This is a genomic window from Nocardiopsis sp. NPDC006139 (genome assembly GCF_040614155.1).
GTDB lineage: Bacteria > Actinomycetota > Actinomycetes > Streptosporangiales > Streptosporangiaceae > Nocardiopsis > Nocardiopsis changdeensis.
Genome location: NZ_JBEXTT010000015.1, coordinates 96,597 through 120,092, shown reverse-complemented (window position 1 = coordinate 120,092; position 23,496 = coordinate 96,597). Strand labels below are relative to the sequence as shown.

General features: G+C 74.8%; 23 protein-coding genes. 16 read left to right on the top strand and 7 right to left on the bottom strand.

All coding sequences use genetic code 11. The annotated features are described in order from the left end of the window. Positions 1–5: 5 nt before the first annotated feature. Together fabI and ABZ249_RS20515 are read left to right on the top strand one after the other, a co-directional pair. Entirely contained in the window at positions 6–770 is a 765-nt protein-coding gene (gene fabI, locus ABZ249_RS20520) for an enoyl-ACP reductase FabI (protein ID WP_220560320.1), read from the top strand. A gap of 78 nt (positions 771–848) precedes the next feature. After that, positions 849–1,610 (top strand): SDR family oxidoreductase, encoded by a 762-nt coding sequence (locus ABZ249_RS20515; RefSeq protein WP_355265231.1) that lies wholly within the window; start codon positions 849–851, stop codon positions 1,608–1,610. On the opposite strand, the gene ABZ249_RS20510 is transcribed toward ABZ249_RS20515, so the two are convergent. Continuing rightward, positions 1,561–2,967 (bottom strand): serine hydrolase domain-containing protein, encoded by a 1,407-nt coding sequence (locus ABZ249_RS20510; RefSeq protein WP_355265228.1) that lies wholly within the window; start codon positions 2,965–2,967, stop codon positions 1,561–1,563. The genes ABZ249_RS20515 and ABZ249_RS20510 overlap by 50 nt on opposite strands. Before the next feature lie 62 nt (positions 2,968–3,029). Between ABZ249_RS20510 and ABZ249_RS20505 the strand changes: the two genes are divergently transcribed. The 4 genes from ABZ249_RS20505 (at position 3,030) to ABZ249_RS20490 (ending at position 6,972) form a co-directional block, all read left to right on the top strand. Further along, positions 3,030–3,653, top strand: coding sequence for a TetR/AcrR family transcriptional regulator (locus ABZ249_RS20505; protein WP_220560325.1), 624 nt, complete (start codon positions 3,030–3,032; stop codon positions 3,651–3,653). A 171-nt stretch (positions 3,654–3,824) separates the two neighbouring features. Then, positions 3,825–4,679, top strand: a complete 855-nt coding sequence (locus ABZ249_RS20500; RefSeq protein WP_355265224.1) for a polyphosphate polymerase domain-containing protein — start codon at positions 3,825–3,827, stop codon at positions 4,677–4,679. Further along, complete coding sequence (locus ABZ249_RS20495) at positions 4,676–5,362, top strand: DUF4956 domain-containing protein (protein WP_355265221.1); 687 nt, start codon at positions 4,676–4,678, stop codon at positions 5,360–5,362. Before ABZ249_RS20500 ends, ABZ249_RS20495 begins: the two co-directional genes overlap by 4 nt. A 5-nt stretch (positions 5,363–5,367) precedes the next feature. Then, positions 5,368–6,972: a CotH kinase family protein gene (locus ABZ249_RS20490; protein ID WP_355265218.1), complete on the top strand. Its 1,605-nt coding sequence runs from the start codon at positions 5,368–5,370 to the stop codon at positions 6,970–6,972. 42 nt (positions 6,973–7,014) lie between these two features. Here ABZ249_RS20490 and ABZ249_RS20485 read toward each other — a convergent pair whose 3' ends face one another. Together ABZ249_RS20485 and ABZ249_RS20480 are read right to left on the bottom strand one after the other, a co-directional pair. After that, positions 7,015–8,469, bottom strand: coding sequence for a HAMP domain-containing sensor histidine kinase (locus ABZ249_RS20485; RefSeq protein ID WP_355265215.1), 1,455 nt, complete (start codon positions 8,467–8,469; stop codon positions 7,015–7,017). After that, positions 8,466–9,176 (bottom strand): response regulator transcription factor, encoded by a 711-nt coding sequence (locus ABZ249_RS20480; protein ID WP_355265212.1) that lies wholly within the window; start codon positions 9,174–9,176, stop codon positions 8,466–8,468. The genes ABZ249_RS20485 and ABZ249_RS20480 overlap by 4 nt, the downstream gene beginning before the upstream one ends. A gap of 132 nt (positions 9,177–9,308) precedes the next feature. On the opposite strand from ABZ249_RS20480, the gene ABZ249_RS20475 reads away from it, so the two are divergent. Further along, on the top strand, positions 9,309–9,797 hold the full coding sequence (locus ABZ249_RS20475; RefSeq protein ID WP_220560331.1) for a glutathione peroxidase: 489 nt from the start codon (positions 9,309–9,311) through the stop codon (positions 9,795–9,797). Positions 9,798–9,946: 149 nt separating this feature from the next. After that, on the top strand, positions 9,947–10,936 hold the full coding sequence (locus tag ABZ249_RS20470) for a GNAT family N-acetyltransferase (RefSeq protein ID WP_355265209.1): 990 nt from the start codon (positions 9,947–9,949) through the stop codon (positions 10,934–10,936). 11 nt (positions 10,937–10,947) lie between these two features. Here ABZ249_RS20470 and ABZ249_RS20465 read toward each other — a convergent pair whose 3' ends face one another. Both ABZ249_RS20465 and ABZ249_RS20460 read right to left on the bottom strand, forming a co-directional pair. Next, the gene (locus ABZ249_RS20465; protein WP_355265206.1) at positions 10,948–12,693 is read right to left on the bottom strand and encodes a helix-hairpin-helix domain-containing protein; all 1,746 of its coding nucleotides are present in this window, start codon (positions 12,691–12,693) and stop codon (positions 10,948–10,950) included. A 105-nt stretch (positions 12,694–12,798) separates the two neighbouring features. After that, positions 12,799–13,368, bottom strand: coding sequence for a MarR family winged helix-turn-helix transcriptional regulator (locus ABZ249_RS20460; protein ID WP_355265203.1), 570 nt, complete (start codon positions 13,366–13,368; stop codon positions 12,799–12,801). A gap of 127 nt (positions 13,369–13,495) precedes the next feature. Here ABZ249_RS20460 and ABZ249_RS20455 point away from each other — a divergent pair, with 127 nt between their 5' ends. Next, a complete protein-coding gene (locus tag ABZ249_RS20455) occupies positions 13,496–15,769 on the top strand; it encodes an LLM class flavin-dependent oxidoreductase (protein ID WP_355265200.1) in 2,274 nt (757 codons plus the stop codon). 21 nt (positions 15,770–15,790) lie between these two features. Here ABZ249_RS20455 and ABZ249_RS20450 read toward each other — a convergent pair whose 3' ends face one another. Then, positions 15,791–16,741: an aldo/keto reductase gene (locus tag ABZ249_RS20450; protein ID WP_355265197.1), complete on the bottom strand. Its 951-nt coding sequence runs from the start codon at positions 16,739–16,741 to the stop codon at positions 15,791–15,793. 223 nt (positions 16,742–16,964) lie between these two features. On the opposite strand from ABZ249_RS20450, the gene ABZ249_RS20445 reads away from it, so the two are divergent. The 6 genes from ABZ249_RS20445 (at position 16,965) to ABZ249_RS20420 (ending at position 21,603) form a co-directional block, all read left to right on the top strand. Further along, complete coding sequence (locus tag ABZ249_RS20445) at positions 16,965–17,804, top strand: undecaprenyl-diphosphate phosphatase (protein WP_355265194.1); 840 nt, start codon at positions 16,965–16,967, stop codon at positions 17,802–17,804. Between the two features lie 91 nt (positions 17,805–17,895). Beyond that, positions 17,896–18,639 (top strand): MSMEG_4193 family putative phosphomutase, encoded by a 744-nt coding sequence (locus ABZ249_RS20440; RefSeq protein ID WP_355265191.1) that lies wholly within the window; start codon positions 17,896–17,898, stop codon positions 18,637–18,639. A gap of 10 nt (positions 18,640–18,649) precedes the next feature. After that, positions 18,650–19,228, top strand: coding sequence for a DUF3090 domain-containing protein (locus ABZ249_RS20435; protein WP_220560341.1), 579 nt, complete (start codon positions 18,650–18,652; stop codon positions 19,226–19,228). Positions 19,229–19,235: 7 nt separating this feature from the next. Next, complete coding sequence (locus ABZ249_RS20430) at positions 19,236–20,000, top strand: SCO1664 family protein (RefSeq protein WP_220560342.1); 765 nt, start codon at positions 19,236–19,238, stop codon at positions 19,998–20,000. 91 nt (positions 20,001–20,091) lie between these two features. After that, positions 20,092–20,742: a hypothetical protein gene (locus tag ABZ249_RS20425; protein WP_355265187.1), complete on the top strand. Its 651-nt coding sequence runs from the start codon at positions 20,092–20,094 to the stop codon at positions 20,740–20,742. A 63-nt stretch (positions 20,743–20,805) separates the two neighbouring features. Beyond that, entirely contained in the window at positions 20,806–21,603 is a 798-nt protein-coding gene (locus ABZ249_RS20420) for an HAD-IIA family hydrolase (protein ID WP_255646465.1), read from the top strand. A gap of 66 nt (positions 21,604–21,669) precedes the next feature. Here ABZ249_RS20420 and ABZ249_RS20415 read toward each other — a convergent pair whose 3' ends face one another. Further along, a complete protein-coding gene (locus tag ABZ249_RS20415) occupies positions 21,670–22,053 on the bottom strand; it encodes an RNA polymerase-binding protein RbpA (RefSeq protein WP_220560344.1) in 384 nt (127 codons plus the stop codon). Between the two features lie 345 nt (positions 22,054–22,398). Here ABZ249_RS20415 and ABZ249_RS20410 point away from each other — a divergent pair, with 345 nt between their 5' ends. Further along, complete coding sequence (locus ABZ249_RS20410) at positions 22,399–23,433, top strand: hypothetical protein (RefSeq protein ID WP_355265183.1); 1,035 nt, start codon at positions 22,399–22,401, stop codon at positions 23,431–23,433. The last annotated feature ends 63 nt before the right edge of the window (positions 23,434–23,496 follow it).

Sequence of the window (23,496 nt, the reverse complement as noted above, 5' to 3'; positions counted from 1 at the left end):
ACACCATGGGACTTCTCGAAGGTAAGCGCATCCTCGTCACCGGGGTGCTCACCGACTCCTCCATCGCCTTCCACGTCGCCCGCCTGGCCCAGGAGCAGGGCGCCACGGTCGTCCTGACCGGCTACGGCCGCCTGAGCCTGGTGGAGCGCATCGCCAAGCGCCTGCCCGAGCCGCCGCCGGTCCTGGAGCTGGACGTCACCGACGACGAGCAGCTGGGGACCCTGGCCGCGCGTGTGAGCGAGCACGTCGACGGCCTGGACGGCATCGTCCACTCCATCGGGTTCACCCCGCAGGACGCCCTGGGCGGCAACTTCCTCAACACGCAGTGGTCGGACGTGGCCACCGCGATGCACACCTCGACGTTCTCGCTGAAGTCGCTGACCACCTCGCTGACACCGCTCATGAAGAACGGCGGCTCGGTGGTGGCGCTGGACTTCGACAACAGCGTCTCCTACCCGATCTACGACTGGATGGGCGTGGCCAAGTCCGCGCTCACCTCCACCGCCCGCTACCTGGCCCGCTACGTCGGCGACCAGAACATCCGGGTGAACCTGGTCTCGGCCGGCCCGCTGAGCACCATGGCCGCGCGCAGCATCCCCGGGTTCGAGGAGCTGGCCAAGCACTGGCCCGAGCGCGCCCCGCTGGGCTGGGACGTGAGCGACCCCGAGCCCGCGGCCAAGGCCGTCGTGGCCCTGCTGTCGGACTGGTTCCCGGCCACCACCGGCGAGATCGTCCACGTGGACGGCGGGTTCCACTCCACCGGGGCCTGAGCGCCCTGCTAGGTTGACGCGGTCGGTCCCCGCTCCCCGGGGGCCGGCCGTACTCGTCGCAGAGGGAGGGACGCGGACATGGATCTGGGACTGTCGGGCGCCAAGGTCTTGGTGACGGGGGCCAGCCGGGGGATCGGCCGGGCCATCGCCGAGGTGTTCGCGGACGAGGGCGCCGACCTGGCGCTGTGCGCCCGGGACGGGGTGCCCCTGGCGGAGGCGGCGGGGGAGCTGAGCTCCAAGGGCGTCAAGGTGTACGCCCTGCCCCTGGACGTCCGCGACCACGACGCGCTGACCGCCTTCGTGGCCGACGCGGCCGCCGACCTCGGCGGGCTGGACGTGCTGGTCTCCAACGTCTCCGGCGGCAGCGCGCCCACCCCCGACCAGTGGGAGCGGGCCTTCGACACCGACCTCGTGCCGTTCCTGCGGCTGACCGAGGCGGCGGAGCCCCACCTGGCGGCCTCGGCCCGGGGCGGGGCGGCGGTGCTGATCTCCACCACCTCGGCGCTGCACGTCACCCCGCCCGCCGGGGCCCGCTCCTACGGGGCGGTCAAGGCGGCCCTGAACCACCACGCCTCCTCCCTGGCCCGCGCCTGGGCGCCGCAGGGGGTACGGGTCAACACCGTCTCACCGGGGCCGATCGAGTTCCCCGGCGGCGGCTGGGCCCGCCGCCGGGAGGAGGACCCGGACTTCTACGAGGGCATCCGCTCGCGCATCCCCTTCGGGCGGCTGGGCCGCCCGGAGGAGGTGGCCCGCGCGGTCGCCTTCCTCGCGTCGCCGGCGGCGGCCTTCGTCACCGGCCAGAACCTCGTCGTGGACGGCGGCTTCCTGGACCGGGTCTGACCCCGCCCCGCAGGAGGGGCGCCAAGCCCCGCACGGCCAGGACCGCGCCCAGCAGGCCCCCGGCCGCCACGGCCAGGGCGAGGTCGGGGATCCACAGCAGCGAGCTGCGCGGCCCGAGGTAGGAGAGCAGCGCGGCCGAGGCGACGGCGGCGAGCACGCCGACGGCGCCCAGGGCGGTGCGGGTCCGGCCCCGGCCCGGCCGCACGGCCGCCGCGCCCAGCCCCAGGGCCGCGGCGGTCGCGCCCCAGGCCGCGGCCGGGGGGATCCACGCGGCGGCGGGCTCCTCCACCGGGGTGCCCGAGAGCATCCGGGCCAGGTCGAAGGCGATCCGCTGGATCTCCCCGTCGGCGGCGATCGCGTAGGCGTTCTGGGCGACCACCACCGCACGGTCGCGTTCGGGCAGCAGCACCACGATCGCGGCGTACCCCGGGGTGGCCCCGCCGTGGAACACGACCGGCTCCCCGGTGCCCGACAGCTCGGTCTCCCGCCAGCTCAGCCCGTAGGTCTGCGCCGACCCGGGCACCGGGACGACGCCCTCGCGCATCCCCGCCAGGGTCTGCGCGTCCAGCAGCGGCGGATCGGGGTCCAGCTGGAGGCGGGCGAACGCGGCCAGGTCGTCCAGTGTCCCGCCGAGGTAGCCGAAGGCGACGCCCTCGTCGTCCACCTTCCCGGCGTCGGCGCCCGCCACCGGCGCGCCCCACAGGAAGCGGTGGCCGGGGGTGAGTCCGGCGGCCCGGGCCTCCTCCGCGTCGGTGAACGCGCCGTCCATCCCGGCGGGCTCCAGCACCGCCTCCCGCAGGTGGCCGTGCAGGTCCCCGGTGACCTCCTCGATCACGGCGCCGAGCAGCAGGTGGTTGGCGCTGGAGTAGGCGTGCGTGCCGGGCTCCGCGGCCGCGACCCCGGCCAGGTGCTCCACCCGCTCGTCGAGGCCCATCGCGTCCGGCCCGTAGTGGTCCGCCACCGCGAAGGCGGCGCGTTCGGGGATCCCGGAGGTGTGCGTCATCAGGTGGCGGACGGTGATGTCGCGCCCCTCGAAGGCGGGCAGGTGGTCGCCCACCGGCGCGTCGGGGTCCAGCCTCCCCTCCTCGGCCAGGACGAGGGCGGCGGTGGCCGTGACGGGTTTGGCGACCGACCCCCACAGGAAGGCGGTATCGGCGTCCACCGGTTCCCCGGCGCCGTCGACGCCGGTGTGGAAGGCGTGCTCCACGCCCCCGGGTCCGACCACGGCGTAGGCCAGCCCGGGGACGCCGACCGCGGCGGCGTGCGCCTCGGCGCGGGCGTCCATGGCCCCGGTGTCCGCGGCCTCGGCGGGTGGAAGGGGGGTCAGTGTGAGCAGCAGGGCGAGGGGGAGGCGCATCGGCGTCCTTTCGATAACCGTATGAGCATATTGTTATAGCCGTATGCTGATACGGTCAACCCGTGCCACGAACCGCAGACCACGACCAGCGCCGTGCCCAGATCGCGGACGCCGTGACCGACCTCATCGCCTCCGGCGGCCTGGCGGCGGTCACCGTCGCCCGCACCGCCGACCGCGCGGGCATCTCCGTCGGCCTGGTCCAGCACTACTTCCCGGCCAAGGACGACATGCTCCTGCACGCCTTCGAGCGGGTGGGCGCCGCCGTCGCCGCCCGGGTCGCGGACGTGATCGCGGGGGGCGTCCGGCACGAGCGCTCCATCGCCGACGTCCTGGCCGCAGCCCTGGCCGAGTACCTGCCCCTGGACGGGCGCCGCCGGGCCGAGTTCCGCGTCACCCGTACCTTCGCGGGCCGCGCCCTGGAGAACCCCCGCCTGGCCGAGGTGGACGCCCGCACCGCCGCCACCATGCGCGCCGAGATCGCCCGCGCGGTCACCAACGGCTTCGAGTGCGGCGAGGTCGACCCCGCCGCCGACCCCGCCCTGGCCGCCGCCCGCCTGGCCGCCGCGACCGAGGGCCTGGCGACCGCCCTGTACCGCGACCCCGGCGAGCGGGACCGCGCCCTGGCCGTCCTGCGCGCCGAGATCGACGCGGTCTTCACCGGGGAGTGCCGCCAGTACACCGGCTGACCGCGCCCGGACCCCTCTCACCCGATTCCAACCCCGGTCCGCACCCGCCCTCCCACCTGGGCGGACTCCCCGGTTCCCAGCGAACTCCCAGGAAACTCCCGGGAAGGTCCCCGCCCCGTCGTGTTCCGTTCCTCGAGTCGTCACCGAACGAACCGAGAGGGGACACCGACCGTGCCGACGGACACGACCTCGGCGGGCGACCGCCTCCGTGCACCGAGCAGGCTGCACGCCTTCAACCGCTACGAGCTCAAGTACCTGGTACCGCGCTCCCGGCTGGCCGGCGTGCGCGCCGAGCTGGGCGCCCGCATGCGGCGCGATCCGTACGCCGGGGACGACGGCTACGCGGTCTGGAGCCTGTACTACGACACCGACCGCCTGCGCTTCTACTGGGAGAAGATCGAGGGGCTGCGCTTCCGCCGCAAGCTCCGCATCCGCCGCTACGGCGAACTCGGGGACGCCCCCGAGGACACCCCGGTGTCGGTCGAGATCAAGCAGCGCGTCAACCGGGTCACCCAGAAGCGCCGGGTCATCCTGCCCTACCACCTGGCCCGCGGCCTGTGCGACCGGCGGATCCGCGTCGCCCACCCCGACGCCGACCCGGCGTTCGTGGACGAGGTCCTGGACCTGGTCCACCGGCTGGACCTGCGCCCCGTCGCCATGACCGGCTACCGCCGCGAACCCTACGTCGGCGTCGACGCCGACCTGGGGCTGCGCGTCACCCTCGACCACCGGGTGCGCGGCCGCGACCGCGACTTCGACCTGCGGGTCCCGGCCGAGAACCGGTACATCATCCGCCCCGACCTGGCGGTGCTGGAGGTCAAGGTCAACGAGCGCGCCCCCTCCTGGGTGACCGACCTGGCCGCCCGCATGGACCTGCAGGTCCAGCGCATCTCCAAGTACTGCCAGAGCGTCGAGGCCTGCGGCCGCGCCCCGCGCTCCGTGTTCCACCTGCCCGACGGCGACGCCGCTGCCGAGGCCCGACCGCTGACCGCCGACCACCGCACCGCTCCGGAGCCCGCCCGATGAACCTCGACTTCTCCCTCACCGACCTGTCCGGGACGTTCAGCGTCATGGACGTCGCCCTCGCCATGGGCCTGGCCTTCGCGATGAGCCTGGTGGTGGCCTGGACCTACCGGGCCACCCACCGCAACATCTCCTACAGCCAGAGCTACGTCCACACCCTGATCATCCTGGGCATGCTCATCGCCCTCATCATGCTGGTGGTGGGCTCCAACATCGCCCGGGCCTTCGCCCTGGTGGGCGCCCTGTCCGTGGTGCGCTTCCGCAACGCGATCAAGGAGACCCGCGACGTCGGGTTCATCTTCCTGGTCATGGGCATCGGCATGGCCTGCGGCACCCGGTTCTACCTGCTGGCCGTGCTGGCGACCGTGCTCATCTGCGCCGTCGTGCTGCTGATGCACCGGTTCGACTGGTTCTCGCTGAACGTCCAGCGCCAGGTCGTCAAGGTGCAGGTGCCCGCGGACGGCGACGACCACGCCCCGTTCGTGGAGGACGTCCTCATCCGCTTCACCGACGAGTACGAGCTGATCGGCACCGAGAGCGTGCGCGGCGGCTCCCTGCTGGAGTTCGTCTACACCGCACGCCTCAAGAAGGGCGCCGAGCCCCGCGAGCTGGTCGCGGCCCTGCGTTCGGTTGCCTCCGGGCAGAAGGCCACCGTCCTGACCGGCTACGACCAGACGGACCTGTGATCCCCATGGAAGCGGAGGACACCGCCGCGGAGGGCGCCGCCGCACCCCGGCCCCGGCTCCGCCACCGCATCCCCGCGCGGCTGCGCCACCACGGGTGGAAGGCCGCCGTCCTCGCGTCCGGGCTGGCCGCGGTGCTGCTGCTCCTGGCGCCGACCCGGATCACGCCCTACGTAACCTCGGCCCTGGTCCCCGACGACGGGATCACCGAGGACATCGAGGGCACCGCCGACCTGTTCGCCGACGGCTCGCACACCATCGAGGTGACCTTCGACGAGCAGGAGTACGCCGAGATGATGGACACCTTCCAGGAGGAGGGGGAGAAGGAGTACATCCGGGCGGACATCGTCATCGACGGCACCGCGATCGAGGATGTGGGCCTGCGGCTCAAGGGCAACTCCACCCTCATGGGCCTGCGCGGCGGCGGCCGCGAGGAGGGGGAGGGCGCGGGAGGCGCGGGCGGCACGGACGGCGGTCCCGGCGGGGTCGCCCTGTCGGAGGACGCGCCCGAGGACCTGCCCTGGCTGATCTCCTTCGACGAGTACGCCGAGGGGCGCGCCTACCAGGGCCACACCGAGCTCGCCCTGCGCCCCGCCGCCTCCGGCTCCGACACCGCGCTCAACGAGGCCCTGGCCCTGGAGCTGACCGAGGCGGCCGGGCAGACCACCCAGGACCACACGGTCACCTCGTTCACGGTCAACGGGGAGGGCACGGCCGTGCGCCTGCTGCTGGACCACCCCGACGCCGCCTGGGCGACCGGACTCGGTGACGGGGTGCTCTACAAGGGCCGCGCCGGCGGGTCCTTCGACTACCTCGGTGAGGACCCCACCGAGTACGAGGACGCGTTCAGGCAGGTCAACGCCGAGGGCGCCTACGACCTGACGCCGGTCATGGAACTGCTGCGGTTCGTGGACGAGGCCGACGACGCCGAGTTCGCCGAGGAGCTGGACGGGCACCTGGACGTGGAGTCCTTCGCCCGCCACCTGGCGCTCCAGGACCTGATGTCCAACACCGACGGCATGGACGGCCCCGGCAACAACTACTACCTCTGGTACGACCTCTCCGAGGAGCGGTTCACCGTCCTGTCCTGGGACCTCAACCTGGCCTTCGGCGGCATGGGCGAGGGCGGCCCGACGGGCGGCGGGGGCGGTGGGACCCCCGAAGGCACGGAGGCGCCCCAGGGGATGCGGCCTCCGGAGGGCATGGAGTTCCCGGAGGGCATGGAGCCTCCGGAGGGCATGGAACTCCCCGAGGGCGTGGAACCGCCCCGGGGGGGCTTCCCCGGCGGGGAACGCGGGGGCGGGGGCGGCATGTCGATGGGCGGCAGCGGGGCGCTCAAGGAGCGCTTCCTCGCGGACGCCGGATTCGAGGCGCTCTACGAGTCCGCCTACGCCGACCTCTACGCCGAACTGGTCGGGAGCGGTACCGCCGCGGACCTGCTCGCCGAGGTCACCGCGCGGGCCGAGGAGGCCGGGGACACCACCGCCGCCGAGGTCTCCGCGGGCCTGGCCGAGCGGTTGGAGGCGATCACCGCTGAACCGTCCGCCGACACCGGCCTCCCGGGCGCCGCCCCGGGCGGCTCCGCCCCCGCGGCCACCGACGCAGGGGGATGACGGCCGGCCCCGGTGCCGGCGGCCGCCGCCGGCACCGGGGCCTCATCCCAGCGGCAGCAGCACCGTGAACACCGTGCCGCCCTCCGGCCCGGAGTCCGCCGTCACCACCCCCTGGTGCGCCCCCACCAGGGCCGCCACGATCGCCAGCCCCAGTCCGGCGCCCGGTCCGCGCGGCCCCGGCGCCCGGTAGAACCGGTCGAACACGAACGGCAGGTCCGCCGCGGCGATCCCCGGCCCCTCGTCGGCGACGGTCACGACCGCCACCTCGGCCACCTCCGGCGGCAGCCCCCCGGCCCGCGCCGGGGCGCCGCCCTCCGGCACCGGACCCCGGTCCACCCGCACCAGCACCGGTGTCCCCTCCGGGGTGTGGGCGACCGCGTTGCCCACCAGGTTCTCCAGCACCTGGCGCAGCCTGCCCGGATCGCCCACGGCCCGCACCGGCGCGGCCGCCTCGACCCGCACCGACGCCCGGGGCGCCCGGGCCGACACGGCCGCGGCGACCTCCCGGGCGATCGCCCCCAGCTCCACGTCGGCCCGTTCCAGGGCGGGCTCCTCGTCGAACCGGGACAGCACCAGGAGGTCGTCCACCAGCGCGCCCATCCGCTCGGCCTCGTCCTCGATCCGCGCCACCCAGCCGTCGCCGCGCTCGTCCCCGGCCACCACACCCCGGTCTCGCCCCTGGCGGTACAGCTCGGCGAACCCCCGGATCGACGACAGCGGTGTGCGCAGCTCGTGGGAGGCGTCCGCGACGAACCGCCGGGTGGTGGCCGCCGACCGGTCGCGCTCGGCCAGCGCCCGGGACAGCTCGCCCAGCATCGTGTTCAGCGCCTCGCCCACCCGGTCCACCTCCGCGGCCGCGCCGTCGCGGGGCACCCGCCGGTCCAGGTCGCCCCCGGCGATCGCCCGGGCGGTCTCCTCCATCTCCCGCAGAGGCCGCAGCCTGCGGTGCACCACCGCGGTCGCGCCGGCCCCCAGTGCGGCCAGGATGACCGCGCCGACCGACACCTCGATGAGCACCAGGGTGCGCACGGTGGTGCCGACGCCGCCGAGCGACTGCGCCACCACCGCCGCGCCGCCGTCCTCCCGCGCGGTGGCCAGCACCCGCCAGTCGTCCCCGCCGCCGGTGTCGGGCAGTGTGAAGGGGACGCCCGCGCGCTCGCGCAGCCCCTCGGCGCCCACCACGGACACGTCGGGCAGCCCCTCGTCCCCGGAGCTCTGCCCGCTGCTCCGTGTCACCTCGCCGTCGGCGGACACCGACAGCGACCGCAGGTCGGTGGGCAGCGGCGGCGGCCGGTGCCCGGCCTCCTCCGGCGGGAACCCATCGGAGCGCGGGGGCGCCTCGGCGGCGGCCAGCCCGCGCAGGCGGTGGTCCACCTCCTGGACGAGTGCCCGGTGCAGCAGCAGGACCCCGGCGGCCCCCGACACCACCAGCCCCAGGGCGACCAGGGCCAGCACCGCCAGCGTGATCCCGCCGCGCAGCGACCGCGGCCGCCTCACCGTTCGGCCCGGGGCGGGCGGAGCCCGTAGCCGACCCCGCGCACCGTCCGGATCAGCGGCGGCCGGTCCCGGTCGATCTTGCGCCTCAGGTAGCTGATGTAGGTCTCCACCACCCGCACGTCGTCGCTCTGGCCGCCCCACACCCGGTCCAGGATCTGCGTCTTGGTCAGCACCCGGCCCGCGTTGGCCAGCAGGTAGCGCAGCAGCGCGAACTCGGTGGGGGACAGGTCGATCGGCACCCCGCCGCGCCGCACCTCGTGGGCGTCCTCGTCCAGCTCCAGGTCGCCGTAGCGCAGCGGCTCCCCGGCCGCCTCGGCGCCCGACCGGCGCAGCACCGCCCGCAGCCGCAGGACGACCTCCTCCAGGCTGAACGGCTTGGTGATGTAGTCGTCGGCCCCCGCCCGCAGACCCGAGATCCGGTCCCCGACCGTGTCCCGCGCGGTCAGGAACAGCAGCGGCAGCCCGGGGACCCGGGCCCGCAGGTCCCCGACCAGGTCCAGGCCGCTGCGTCCGGGCAGGGTCACGTCCACCAGCGCGATGTCGGGCGCGAACCCGGACAGGGCCGCCAGCGCGCCCTCGGCGTCGGGCGCGCCCCGCGTGGTGAAGCCGCTCAGATCCAGGGACGCCGTGAGCAGCTCCAGGATGTTGGGTTCGTCCTCCACGATGAGGACCCGGGGCCCCTCGGCCCCGGCAGGGGAATGCTCCATCGACTGCTCCCGTCTTCGCCCGCCGCCGTGCGGCAGGTTACGCCGTCCGGGTGAGAGACCGGTGAGAGCGCGCCGCACGGCTCTGGCACTCTGGAGTCCGGCGCGCAGGCACGGTGACGAGGGGTGTGGACCATGGCGGAGTTGAACGAGATCCCGGTGACGCTGATCGACGGGCGCGAGACGACCTTCGGGGAGTGGGCGGACAAGGTCCGCCTGGTGGTGAACGTGGCCTCCCGCTGCGGGCTCACCCCGCAGTACGGCGCGCTGGAGGAGCTGCAGAAGACCTACGGCGACCGCGGGTTCACGGTGCTGGGCTTCCCCAGCAACCAGTTCCTCCAGGAGTTCGGCGGCGAGGACAGGATCGCCGAGTACTGCTCCATGACCTGGGGCGTGACCTTCCCGATGATGAGCAAGGTCAAGGTGAACGGCAGGGGGAGGCACCCCCTGTACGCCGAGCTCACCCGCACCCCGGACGCCGGGGGCGACGCGGGGCGGGTCAAGTGGAACTTCGAGAAGTTCCTGGTCCTGCCCGACGGCGCGGTACACCGCTTCCGGCCCTCGACCGTGCCCGACGACCCGGCGATCGTCGCGCTCATCGAGGAGAACCTCCCCCGGGGCTGACCCGGCGCCCCGCCCGGGCCGTTCCGGCGGGGTCGACACGGACCCGGGCGGCGGATCGCCGCGGCGCTGACCGCCATGGCGTCTTCGCGGCTGCGCGGGTTCGGCGAACCCCTGGCCGTACCATCGACCGGACGAGAGGACACCCTTCGATGATCACCCCGATCGACCCCGCCGACGAGTCCGCCCTGCGGGCCTGGCACACCGCCCTGGTGGAGGCGGCGACGCACGGGCGGCCGGAGGCCGCCGTCATGGGCTACACCGACCTCAGGGGGATGCTCGCCCCCCGGGACGACCGGCACCACCGGCTGTACGCGGCGGTGGAGGACGGCCGCACCGTCGGAACGCTCATGGTGGACCTGCCCGACCGGGAGAACCGGCACCTGGCCGAGGTGGACGTGTCGGTGGTCCCCGAGCGCCGGGGCCGGGGCCTGGGAGCGCGCCTGGCGGGCCTGGCCCTGGAGGCCATGGCCGAGGAGGGCCGCACCACCGCCACCGGAGAGGTCTACGTGCCCGGCGGGCACACCCCCGACGACTGGCCCGGCGCCCGGTTCGCCCGGGCCCACGGGTTCGCCACGGTGCACGAGGAGGACTACCTGGTCCTCGACCTTCCGGTGCCGCCGGAGAGGATGGCCGCGCCGCCCGGGGCGCCCGTCGGCCACCGGCTGCACACCTGGACCGGCCCCTGCCCGGAGGAGCACCTGGAGGCCTACGCGCGGATGCGCACGGCCATGGAGCGCGACGTGCCCACGGGCGACCTGGACACCGAACCGGAGGTGTGGGACCCCGAGCGCCTCCGGGCGGAGGACGCGCGCCGGGTCGACCAGGGGTACACCGCCGTCGTGTCCGTCGCCCGCACGGCGGCGGGGGAGTGGGCCGGGTACAGCCTCCTGCTCGTCCCCGCCGAGGGCGGGGGCGAGGTCTACCAGGACGACACCCTGGTCATGCGCGCCCACCGCGGCCACGGTCTGGGCATCGCGCTCAAGCGCCGCAACCTCGAGGTGCTGGCCCGGGAGTTCCCCGACGCGAAGGTGGTCCGCACCTGGGTCGACCCCGACAACGCCCCGATGCGGGCGGTCAACGACCGCCTCGGGTTCCGCGTGGTGGAGCGCATGCTGGAGGTCCAGCGCGTCCTGGGCTGACCCCGCCCGGGTCAGCCCTCGCGCAGGATCTGGACCAGCCGGGTGACGCGGTCGGGGGCCAGGGTCTCGCGCACCCCGGTCTCCAGCCCGCCGCCGGTGGCGTCCACCAGGGACACGTGGCGCAGGGCGCGGGTCAGCACGGTGTACACCCGGGGCCGCGACACGGGCACGTCGGGCGGGAACACGCCCACCACGGCGGGCCAGCGGCCGCCGTGGGCGGCGCCCACGGTGAGCGCCCACCCCGGGCGCAGCGCCGCCGGGTCGCCGACGGTGACCTTCGCGCCGTCGGCCAGCTCCACCTCCACGCCGCGCTCGACGGGGCCGCGCAGGACACCGGTGTCGCCCGGGCCGTACCCGGGCCCCGCGGCCACCAGCAGCACCGCGTCGCCGGGGTCGAACCCGCCCAGGGCGCCGGGGCCCGGGTTCAGCCGCTCCTTGCAGGCGGCGTTGAGCGCGCGGGCCCCGGCGGGGCCGTCCTCGCGGGCGGTGACCACCCGCACCTCCCCGGCGGGGATGCCCAGCGCGCGCGGAATGGAGTCGGTGACCAGCTGCACGACCCGGTGGGCGGCCTCCTCCGCCGTGGCGGCGGGGACCCGCACCACCTCGCGGCCGGGGGCGTCCACCTCGGGGACCTCGCCCTCGGACACGGCCAGCGCCAGGGCGGCGATGGGCCCCGGGGCCCCGTCGTCCTCGGGGCCGGCGATCTCGGCGGTGTGGGCGGTGCGCGAGCGCACGATGTCCTCGGCGACACGGCCCGGGGTGGCCGACGGGGCCTGCCTCGGGTCGGCGAGCAGCACCAGGTGCGCGCCGTCGGCGCAGGCGGCGGCCAGGTCGGCGGCGCGGGCGGTGCCCACCGCCATCGACTCGCACAGCACCACCAGGCCCGACGGGATGGGGCCCTGCCGCAGCGCGGCGGCCAGGGAGAGCACGCGCACCCCCGGGTCGCCCTGGGCCACCGCGGCCAGGTCGGCGGCCACGGCGGCGGCCGTCTGCGCGGTGGGCGCCACCACGGTGATCCCCACCCGGCTGTCCTCGGCGATCGCGGCCAGGCACAGCAGGGCGCGCGCGGTCTCGGCGGAGTCCCCCGGGCCGTGCCAGAGCACCGTCACCGGCCGCAGGGCGACCGTGACCAGCGCGGCGCGGGTGTGCTCGGTGACGGTGAACCCGCCCTTGTCGCAGGCGGCGTCGACGGTCTCGGCGGCGGTGGCCGAGTCCATGACGGGGTCGTTGGCGGAGATGAGGCGCACCAGGTGCCCGCCCAGCCGCTGCTCGGCCTCGCCCAGGTCGGGCAGGGCGTGGAACCGCTCGGGCTCGGGCAGGTCCGGGACCCCGCCCTCCTCGAAGTCGAAGTCGTCGTCGGAGTCGTCGGTGCTCTCGAACACCGCCGAGGCGCCCGCCTCCACGGCGGCCTCCAGAGCGCGGGCCGGGGCCGGGACGCCCAGGCGGCCCACCAGCGAGGCCAGCCGCTTCTCCTCCACCGCGGTGTGCCCGCGGGCGGCGGCGGTGCGCAGCGTGTGCGCGGTCAGGGCGGCCAGGCGGCGCGGGTCGTCGGGGCGGGCGGCCTCGCCCAGGGCGCGGCGGGCGCAGTAGTCGGCCTGCTCCGCGGTCACCTGCGGCAGCCGCAGCAGCAGCCACGGGTCGGCGGCCAGCTCCGACGCGGCCGCCGGGCCCAGCGCGGCCACCAGCCGCGGCGCCAGGGAGGGCGGGGCCTGCATGCCCTGTAGGACGGCGCTGACCTGTTCGACTGCCTCGGACACCTGGGCCGGTCCCCCTCGATCTCGTGCTCCTGCTCTCGCGACGAGCCTACCGAGAGGTGACGACGTCCGGGTCGGCCCCGTGCGGACCCGGGGCGCGCGGGGCGTTCAGGAGCGGGCGCGGGGGCGGCGGCGCGGGGTCCGGCGCGCGGCCGACGGGTCGCCGACCACCGTGCGCACCGCGGCGCAGGGGTCCAGGTCGGGCGAGGACTCCTGGATGGCGACGGCCGCGGTGCGGGCGGCGGCGCAGAACAGGGCGCGGGTGCCCTCGTCCAGTCCGGCCAGGACGCGCTCCTCCACGTGGGCCACCCGCGCGGCCAGGTCGGCCAGCACCTCGCGGCCGTGCGCGGTGACGCACACCCGCCGCACCCGGCGGTCGTCGTCGTCCACCCGGCGGCGCACCAGGTCGGCGGCCTCCAGGTCGTCGAGCAGGTAGGTCATCACGCTGCGGTCGATGAGCAGGCGCTCGGCGAGCGCGGCCTGGGTGGGGACCTCGGCGGCGGCGCAGGCGACCAGCACGTGGTAGCCGCGGCTGCCGTGCGGGACGTCGGCGAGCGACTCCTCCACCCGCTCGTGCCAGCGCTGCAGCACCACGGCCAGCGACCAGCCGAGGTCGGGCGCCGGGCCGTCGGTGCGCCCCCGCGGTTCCCGCGCGCTCTCGGGGCTCGGTGTCGTCATGCCCCGAGACTACCAGGAATAGGTTTTCTGTACGATGAGTTGCACAGAACATCATTGATTCCACAAACTACTTTGCGGGCGTCCGGGCCACGGACCTCCGACCGTCCCTCCGAGGAGACACAGCACCATGCCCGACTACGGACACCCGCTGCGGTTCGGCACCTTCATCACGCCCTCGGCCGGCGACCACGAGCGCGCCGTCGCCCTGGGCGAGCTCACCGAGGCCGCCGGGCTCGACCTGGCCACCTTCCAGGACCACCCCTACAACCCGGGCTTCCTGGACACCTGGACCCTGATGACCTGGGTCGCCGCCAGGACCGGCCGCATCTCGGTCTCCGGCAACGTCCTCAACCTCCCGCTGCGCGGACCGGCCATGCTCGCCCGCCAGGCGGCCTCCCTCGACCTGCTCTCCGGCGGCCGCTTCGAGCTCGGCCTGGGCGCCGGCGCCTTCTGGGACGGCATCGCCGCCATGGGCGGGCCCCGGCTCACCCCCGGCCAGAGCGTGGCCGCCCTCTCCGAGGGCATCGACGTCATCCGCCAGGCCTGGGACACCGACGCCCGCGGCGGCGTCCGCGTGAACGGCGAGCACCACCGCGTCTCGGGCATGAAACGCGGACCCGCACCCGCCCACGACATCGGCATCCACCTGGGCGCCTACAAACCCCGCATGCTCCGCCTCACCGGCGCCAAGGCCGACGGCTGGCTGCCCAGCCTGGGCTACCTGGAGATCGCCGACGCGCCCGGCGCCAACCGGATCATCGACGAGGCCGCGCAGGAGGCCGGGCGCGACCCGCGCATGGTCCGGCGCATGCTCAACCTCCCCGGGGGCGCCCTGCTGCCCGCCGGCCGCGGCTTCCTCCAGGGCCCCGCCGACCAGTGGGTCGACGACCTGCTGCCGCTGGTCCTGGAACACGGGTTCAGCACGTTCATCCTCGGCGGCGACGACCCGCGCACCATCGAGGCGTTCGGCGCCGAGGTCGCGCCCGCCCTGCGCGAGGCCGTCGAGAAGGAACGCGCCTCCGCCGGCACCGCCACCGGCCCGGCCCGCGCCGCCGCGGCCCTGGCCGCCCGCCGTCCCGGCATCGACTACGACGCCGTCCCCGAGGACCTGCGCGGCCACGCCGTCGAACCCGGCGACCGCGCCTACACCCGGCTCCGCCACGGCTACATGCAGAGCGGCAGGCCGGGCCTGGTGCTGCGGCCGGAGAGCGCCGGCCAGGTCGCCGAGGCCCTGGGCTACGCCCTGGACCAGGACGTCCCGCTCAACGTGCGCAGCGGCGGCCACGGCATCAGCGGCCGCTCCACCAACGACGGCGGCGTCGTCGTCGACCTGTCCCGGATGAACCGCGTCGAGGTCCTCGACCCCGCCGCCCGCCGGGTGCGCCTGGGCGCCGGGGCCCGCTGGAGCGAGGTCGCCGCCGCCCTGCACCCGCACGGGCTGGCCGTCAGCTCGGGCGACCACGGCGGCGTCGGCGTCGGCGGCATCGCCACCACCGGGGGCATCGGCTACCTGGGCCGCGCCCACGGCCTGACGATCGACCACATCACCGCGATGGAGGTCGTCACCGCCGACGGCCGGGTCCTGCGCGCCGCCGCGGACGAGAACCCCGACCTGTTCTGGGCCATGCGCGGAGCCGGGGCCAACTTCGGCGTGCTCACCTCCGTGGAGGCCGTCGCCGCACCGGTCGGCGACGTCGTCCTCGCCCAGTTCGCCTACGACGCCTCCCGCACCGCCGGGTTCCTGCGCGCCTGGGGGGAGATCACCGCCGCCGCGCCCCGCGAGGTCACGGCCTTCCTCATCGCAGCCCCGGGCCGGGGCGGATCGGGGCCGGTCGCCCGGGCGATGGTCGTCCACGCGGGGGACGACACCGACGCCGCCGTGGCGGCGCTGGAGCCCTTCCTCAAGGCGGGCCCGGTCCTGGACCAGAGCGCGCAGCTCGCGCCCTACCCGGCGATCCTGCCCCGGGGCGAGGGGCCCCACACGGGGGCCGGCGTCCCCGCGAGCCGCTCCGGACTGCTCTCCGAGGTCTCCGAGGACACCGCGCGGACCCTGGCGGGCATGCTCGCCTCCGGCGCCACCTACTTCATGCAGCTGCGCCAGGTCGGCGGGGCGGTCAACGACGTCCCCGCCGACGCGACCGCCTACGCCCACCGCCACCAGGCCCAGTCCCTGGCGGCGCTGGCCTCGCCGCGCACCGCGGCCCGCCTCGACGAGCGGTGGGCGGAGCTGGACGGCGCGATCGACGGGATGTACCTGAGCTTCGACACCCGCACCGGGCCCGGGGTGCTCTCCCTGGCCTTCCCCGAGCCCGCCCTCTCCCGGCTGCGCGGGATCAAGGCCCAGTACGACCCGCACAACGTGTTCGACCAGAACTTCCCGATCGAACCGGCCGGGGACTGACCGCCGCGGCGGCCGGGCGCCTCAGCGGCGCCTCGCCGTCGCGTCGTCCAGCGCGTCGCGGATCTCCGGAGGCAGCTCCACGCCCTCCACGCCCAGGACCTGCTCCAGCTGCGCCAGGGTGCGCGGCCCCACCACGGCGGCCGCCACCCCCTGCTGGTCGCGCGCCCAGCTCAGCGCCACCGCCAGCGGCGGCACCCCCAGCCCCTCCGCCGCGGTGCACACCGACTCCACCACCCGGCGGCTGCGCTCGTCCAGGTACGGCTCCACGTACGACGCCATGTGCGGGAACGCCGCCCGCGAGCTCGCCGGGGTGCCGGTCCGGTACTTGGCGCTGAGCACCCCCCGGCCCAGCGGCGCCCACGCCAGCAGGTGCGCCCCGGCGGACGCCGCCGCGGGCCGCAGGTCGTCGTCCGCGCGCCGGTTGAGCAGCGAGTACTCGGTGCCCGCGCTCACCAGCGGCACCCGGCCCGGCCGCGCCCGCTGCCAGGTCGCCAGCGTGGCGAACTGCCAGGCGTCCAGGTCGCCGGTCCCCACGTAGCGGGCCTTGCCCGCGGCGACCGCCGCCTCCATCGCCGCCAGCGTCTCCTCCGGCGGCGTCGCCGGGTCGAACACGTGCAGCTGCCACAGGTCCACGTACTCGGTCTGCAGCCGCCGCAGCGAGGCGTCCAGGGACGCCAGCAGGTGGCGGCGCGAGGCGTCCACCGGCCGGTACCCCTCCGGGGTGTGGCCGCTCTTGGTGGCCACCACCACGTCCTCGCGGCGCACCGCGGTGCGCAGCAGCCGGCCCAGGATCCGTTCGCTCTGCCCGCCCGTGTAGATGTCCGCGGTGTCCACGAGCGTGCCGCCCGCGTCGACGAACGCGGCGAGCTGCTGCCCGGCCTCCTCTTCGGAGGTGTCCTGGCCCCAGGTCATCGTGCCGAGGGCGGTGCGGGACACCCAGAGTCCCGATCGGCCCACCTGTCGCTGTTCCATGCGGCGGAGGGTACCGTGTTCATCCGAAGTCGGCCCGCCGTCCATCCCCACGGCGTACCCTCGTCAGGCCCCGGCCGGAGACGTCCACCGCGCCGTCCGCGCGGGCCGGAGCGGTCCCCCGCCCCCCGGACCCCCTCCGGTCCGGCTCCCGGTTCCCAGGGGAAAGCCCGCAGCCGCCCTCCGGTGCCCCCCATGCCGGACCGTCAAGGAAAGCCGAAACCGAGTGTCCATCTTCGAGGCGGTCGTCCTCGGCCTCATCCAGGGGCTCACCGAGTTCCTGCCCGTGTCCTCCAGCGCCCACCTGCGCGTGTTCGCGGCCTTCTTCCAGTGGCCCGACCCCGGTGCGGCCTTCACCGCCGTCACCCAGATCGGCACCGAGCTGGCGGTGGTGGTCTACTTCCGCAAGCGGATCTGGGCGGTCATCTCCACCTGGCTGCGCTCCCTGTTCGACCGCGACCTGCGCGGCGACGTCAACGCCCGCATCGGCTGGTACGTCATCCTGGCCACCATCCCCATCGGCGTGCTGGGCCTGCTCCTGGAAGAGCAGATCGACAGCGTCTTCCGCGACCTGCGCCTGATCGCGCTCACCCTCATCGTCTTCGGCGTCATCCTGGGCGCCGTGGACCACTTCGCCCGCCGCGAGCGGCAGCTGGAGGACCTCACGCTGGGCCGGGGCATCACGTTCGGCCTGTTCCAGACCCTGGCGCTGATCCCGGGGGTCTCCCGCTCGGGCGCCACCATCACCGGCGGCCGCCTGCTGGGCTTCGACCGCCCGGCCGCCGCCGAGTTCGCGTTCCTCATCGCGCTGCCCGCGGTGTTCGCCTCCGGCCTGTACAAGATGCTGGACATCGGCGGCGGCGAGTACGCGGGCTGGGGCGCGACCATCGTCGGCACCGTCGTGGCGTTCGTCATCGGCTACGTCGTCATCGCCTGGCTGATGAGGTTCATCTCCACCCACAGCTTCATGCCGTTCGTGTACTACCGCATCGCGCTCGGCGTCCTCATCCTCGTGCTCGTCTTCTCCGGCGTGCTCGACCCGGAGGGCGGAGCCGGGGTCGGCTGACCCGCCCCGCCGCGGGCCCGGCCCCCGCGGGGGCCGGGCCCGCCCGTGTCCCCGGTCCCCTCCCGGCGCACACCGCCCTAGGGTGGTGGCCATGGCGACACCACCATCCCAGGACACCCTCCCGCAGGCGGTCACGCTCATCCTCGTCCGGCACGGGATGACCGACGCCACCGGGCCCCGGCTGGCCGGCCGCGCCCCCGGGGTCCACCTCAACGACACCGGGCGCGGCCAGGCGGCCGACCTGGCCCGCCGGCTGACCGGGCTGCGCCCCGCGGTGCTGCTCTCCAGCCCCCTGGAACGCTGCCAGGAGACCGCGGAGGCCGTCTCCGGGGCGCTGGGCGTCCCCGTCACCACCGACGACCGCCTCATCGAGTGCGACTACGGGTCCTGGACCGGGCGCGCCCTGAAGGACCTGGCCGAGGAGCCCCTGTGGCGGGTCGTGCAGGACCACCCCTCCGCCGTCCGCTTCCCCAGCGGCGAGGCCCTGGCCGCGGCCTCCGCCCGCGCCGTCGAGGCCGTCCGCGACTGGAACTCCCGGCTGCTGCTCACCCCCGGGGAGACGCCCCCGGTGTACGTGGCGTGCAGCCACGGCGACATCATCAAGGCCGTCGTCGCCGACGCCCTGGGCCTGCACCTGGACCTCTTCCAGCGGCTGCGGGTGGACCCCTGCTCGGTCACCTCCATCACCTACACGCGCACCCGCCCCTTCCTCAACGTCCTCAACGACACCGGCCAGGGGGCCGGGCCCGTCCTGCCCACCCCGGCCGAGGCCACCGGGGACGCCGCCGTGGGCGGCGGCGCCGGGGCCGAGCACACCGTCACCGAGATCCCTTAAGGTTCTAGGCATGCCCGTCTTTCAGTTCAATCCGCCGGAGCGCTTCGTCGCCGGGACCGTGGGCCAGCCGGGGGAGCGCACGTTCTTCCTCCAAGCGGTGGGGGAAGGCCGTATCACCAGCGTCGTCCTGGAGAAGGCGCAGGTCGAGGCGCTGGCCACCCGTATCGAGGAGCTGCTGGAAGAGGTGCACCGACGCTTCGGCGCGCCGCCGGACGACAGCGCCGTCCCCGAGGACGAGGGCCCCCTCGAGCAGCCCATCGAGCAGGACTTCCGCGTCGGGACCCTGGCCCTGGCCTGGGACGCCGAGGCCTCCCGCGTCATCGTCGAGGCCCAGGAGATCGACGAGACCGCGGCCGAGGAGTTCACCGAGGACGAGGAGGAGCTGGAGGTCTTCACCGAGGAGGGCCCGGCCCACCGCGACGTCCTGCGCGTCTACCTCACCCCCGGGGCCGCCCGCGCCTTCGCCGGCCGCGCCCTGAAGGTGGTCGCCGCGGGCCGCCCGGACTGCCCGCTGTGCGGGCGTCCCCTGGACCCCGCCGGCCACATCTGCGTGCGCCAGAACGGCTACCGGCCCGACCGCCTGGTCTGATCACGCCTTGACGCACGACGACACCGCGCTCGACGGCCCCTTCGACGGCCTCACCCCCGCAGCGGGCCTGGAACTGCTGCGGACCGGCGAGATCACCGTCGAGGGGCGCCTCACCGCCGCCTCCAACACCACCCTGTACTGCACCGTCTCCGACGGCACCCTCTCGGCGAACTGCGTGTACAAGCCGGTGGCGGGGGAGCGGCCGCTGTGGGACTTCCCCGACGGCACCCTGGCCGGGCGCGAGGTCGCCGCCCACGCCGTCTCCGACGCCCTCGGCTGGGAGATCGTGCCGCCCACCGTCCACCGGGACGGGCCCTTCGGCGAGGGCATGGTCCAGCTGTGGGTGCACGGCGACACCACCGTGGACCTGATCGCCCTGTCCCGGGAGACCGACAACGCCGCCCTGCGCCGCATGGCCGTGTTCGACGCGGTCATCAACAACTCCGACCGCAAGATCGGCCACCTGCTGCCCACCCCGCAGGGCCATCTGTACGGCTGCGACCACGGGGTGACCTTCGCCGAGGACTACAAGCTCCGCACGGTGCTGTGGCAGTGGCAGGGGCTGGCGCTGCCCGAGGAGGCGCTGGCCGGGCTGGCGCGCCTGCGCGACCGGCTGGCCGACCCCCGGGACGCCCTGACCAGGGAGCTGGGGCTGCGCCTGACCGGCCCCGAGGTCTACGCGGTGCGGGCCCGCACCGACCTGCTCCTGGAGCACCGCATCCACCCCTACCCGGCGCCCGACTGGCCCGCGGTGCCCTGGCCGCCGGTCTGACCCGCGGCGCGTCCTGATCCGGCCACCCGGTTCCCACCGCCCCCGCCGTGGCCCATAATCGCCGGGGACCACCACAGAGGCGGAGAAACGTATGGCCACCGAGATCAAGGTCCGGGTCGACCCGGGCGGCCGGGCGCTGCTGGCGCTGGGCCGGTCCGGCTACCGGCTGCGGGCCTTCGCGCGCCCGTCCCGCTGGGAGCGGGTGCCCGCCGTGCTCGGGACCGCGTCGCTGATCCTGTTCGGGGTGGGCTGGATCCCGCTGATCTGGCTCCAGGCCACCGGCGGCGAGCCCACCGGCCTCCACCTGGCGCCCGTCGGGATCGGCCTGGCGGGGGTGCTGATCACGGGCCTGGCCTTCGCCTGGAAGGAGGTCGCCGGGGAGCTCCTGGGGTACCTGACGGTCTTCCTGCTCGTCATCCTGTTCCCGCTCTACTTCCCGCTGCTGCTCGTCCCGGCGGTGCGCCGCCGGGTGGGCGCGGCCCTGCCCTCCGGCGACGGGGACGGCGAGAAGCCGCGGCGGCGCACCGTGGAGGAGGGCGGCCGCTCGTACTCGTACGCGGGGCTGGCCGGGGCCCGGCTCTCCGACGAGGGGCACCGCGCCACCCTGGTGCTGGAGCACCGCGACGGGAGCACCCTGGTGTGCGGGGCCGCCGGGGCCGACGCGCACCTGCTGCGCACGGCCGCCCGCGAACGCCTGGGCGCCCTGCTGGCGGAGGGGTCCGGAGACGCGCCCCGGGTGTGAGGAGAATCGACTACCGGGGAGTAGGAATGGCGTGCCGGGCGCGGCTACCGGCACAATGGGCCCGTGAGCAACGAATGGAACTACCTCTTCGACATGGACGGCGTGCTCGTCCGTGAGGAACACCTCGTCCCCGGGGCCGACGAAGTCATCGCCGAGCTGCGCGAGCACGGCACCCCGTTCATGGTGTTGACCAACAACTCCATCTACACCCCGCGCGACCTGCGGGCGCGGTTGCTCAACACGGGCCTGGACATCCCCGAGGAGTCCATCTGGACCTCGGCGCTGGCCACCGCCCAGTTCCTCCAGACCCAGCGCCCCAACGGGTCGGCGTACGTGGTCGGCGAGTCCGGCCTGACCACCGCCCTGCACAACGTGGGCTACGTCATGACCGAGCGGAACCCCGACTACGTGGTGCTGGGGGAGACCCGCACCTACAGCTTCGAGGCCATCACGCGGGCGATCCGCCTGGTCCGCGCCGGCGCCCGGTTCATCGCCACCAACCCGGACGAGACCGGCCCCAGCGCGGAGGGCCCGCTGCCCGCCACCGGCGCGGTCGCCGCGCTCATCGAGAAGGCCACCGGGCGCAGCCCGTACTTCGTGGGCAAGCCCAACCCGCTGATGATGCGCTCGGCCCTGCGCCGGATCGGCGCCCACTCCGAGAACACGCTGATGGTCGGCGACCGCATGGACACCGACGTGCTCAGCGGCCTGGAGGCGGGGCTGCAGACGATCCTGGTGCTGTCGGGCATCTCCGGCCGGGAGACCGCCGAGGAGTTCCCCTACCGCCCCACCCGCGTCATCGAGTCGGTGAAGGAGCTGGTCGGCTCCACCGGCGACCCGTTCGGCCGCGGCGCCGAGTAGGGCCCGGACACACGGACAGGGGCGGCGGACACTCCCGTGTCCGCCGCCCCTGCCGGATGCGGTGCGTCAGGCGCTCTGCCGCTGCTTGGCGATCTCCTCCACCTTCGCCGCCTCTTCGCGGCGGCGCGAGCGGAGCAGTTCCAGGCGCTCGGCGAGGACCTCCTCCAGGTCCTCCATGCTCCTGCGCTCCAGCAGCATGTCCCAGTGGGTGCGCGTCGGCTTGGCCGCCTTGGGCTCCTCCCCGGAGCCGTCGCGGCGCAGAGCGCGGTCGCCGCAGAAGCGGCACTCCCACTCGGCGGGGATCTCGGCCTCGGTCGCGAAGGTGACCGAGAAGCGGTGGCCCCGGCTGCAGTCGTAGGTGACCTCCTGCCGCGGAGCCAGGTCGGTGTTGCGGTCGTTCTCGTAGCTCGTCGCCCCGAGTCGGGTGCCGCGCAGTGCTCGCTCGGCCATCGTGTGGGTGCCTCCCAGGCGCTTGTGCGGTCTCGCGGGGTTGTAACACGCGGGTACACGTCAAGATTCCCCGCCGTCCCGTGGTCGAACCACGGGCCCCGGGCCCTGTGGAGCGGGCGGCCCGGAGCGGCAGGACGCCGTGCGTGTGACCTGTCGCACTCCTTCCCGCTCTTTTCCGGATGCACACCCCGACGCCGGTACGGACTGCGGAAAACCCGTCCGGTGACGTTCCGTGGCCGGGTCGGGACACGAGTGGCCATTGTTCTTCGAGAGGCTTTCCGCGTGTTTCGCTATTGATATCGAGGAACAAGAAGAAATTGCCTGTATATCCGATATAAGTTCTCCGTGGTTCTCCTGAAGCTCCTCGAGAAGAGCATTGACAAGATCACGGAACGCCAGGTCAGGAAGGCGGGCATCACCTTCGGCGACATCTGGCGCGACCCCGATCTCGCGGCGGCGCTGCCCGCCGTCCGCGCCGGCGACATCGCGACGGCCCGCGAGCTGTTGACCGTCGACGACCCCCAGCGGGCCGATCTGCGCCTGCACGTGCTCTCGGACGAGTGCACCCCGCACCTGTCCGTATTGGAGGAACGCTACGGCGACGACGACCCCCTCCTGCTCCTGCTCGGCGGGTCCACCCGCATGAAGGCGGCCTGGGAGATCCGCGGCGGGGGCTGGGCCGCCTCGGTGGGCGCGGACCGGGCGCGCGCCTTCCTCGCATTCTTGGAACCGGCGGCCGGTGCCCTGATGCGCGCCGCGGAACTCGCCCCCGAGGACCCCCGCCCCTGGAACAACCTCCAGTGGTACTGCCTGGGCATGGGCGTCCGCCGCGAGGACCTCGACCGGATATGGCTGGAGCTGTGCGCCCGGGACTCCTGGCACCACCGCGGCCGCTACTCCCGGCTCCAGGTCCTGTGCCGCAAGTGGAGCGGCTCCCACGAGGAGATGTTCTCCTTCGCCCGGGAGACCGCCGCCCTGGCCGGGCCCGGCGACGCCTGCCTGGGGCTGCTGCCCGCCGCCCACAGGGAGCTCATCATGCTCACCGTCCGGGACGAGGCCGAGATCGCCACCGTCGCCGACGCCAAGGAGTTCGTCGGGGGCTACCTCTCCGACCCGGGCGTCCACGGCGAGCTGGCCGGGGCCGCCGACCGGTGGCTGGCCGGGGACGTCGCCTCCGACCCCGAGCACGCGAACGTCGCCCACCTGTTCGGCGCCGCCCTGTACTACGGGGGAGACCTCGAACGCGCCGCCCGCGCCCTGGCCCACGCCGGGCGCGTGATCCCCCCGGGCTCCCTGTGGGCGCACGTGTCGGCCTCGCCCGCCTACGCCTTCCGCAGGGCCCTCGACAAGTGCGGCCTCACCGACCGTCCCGCGCCCTGACCCCCGCCCGCCGGCCCCGACCGGCCCCACCGGTCGGGGCCGCCGGGCGGGGCCGCCGCCGGT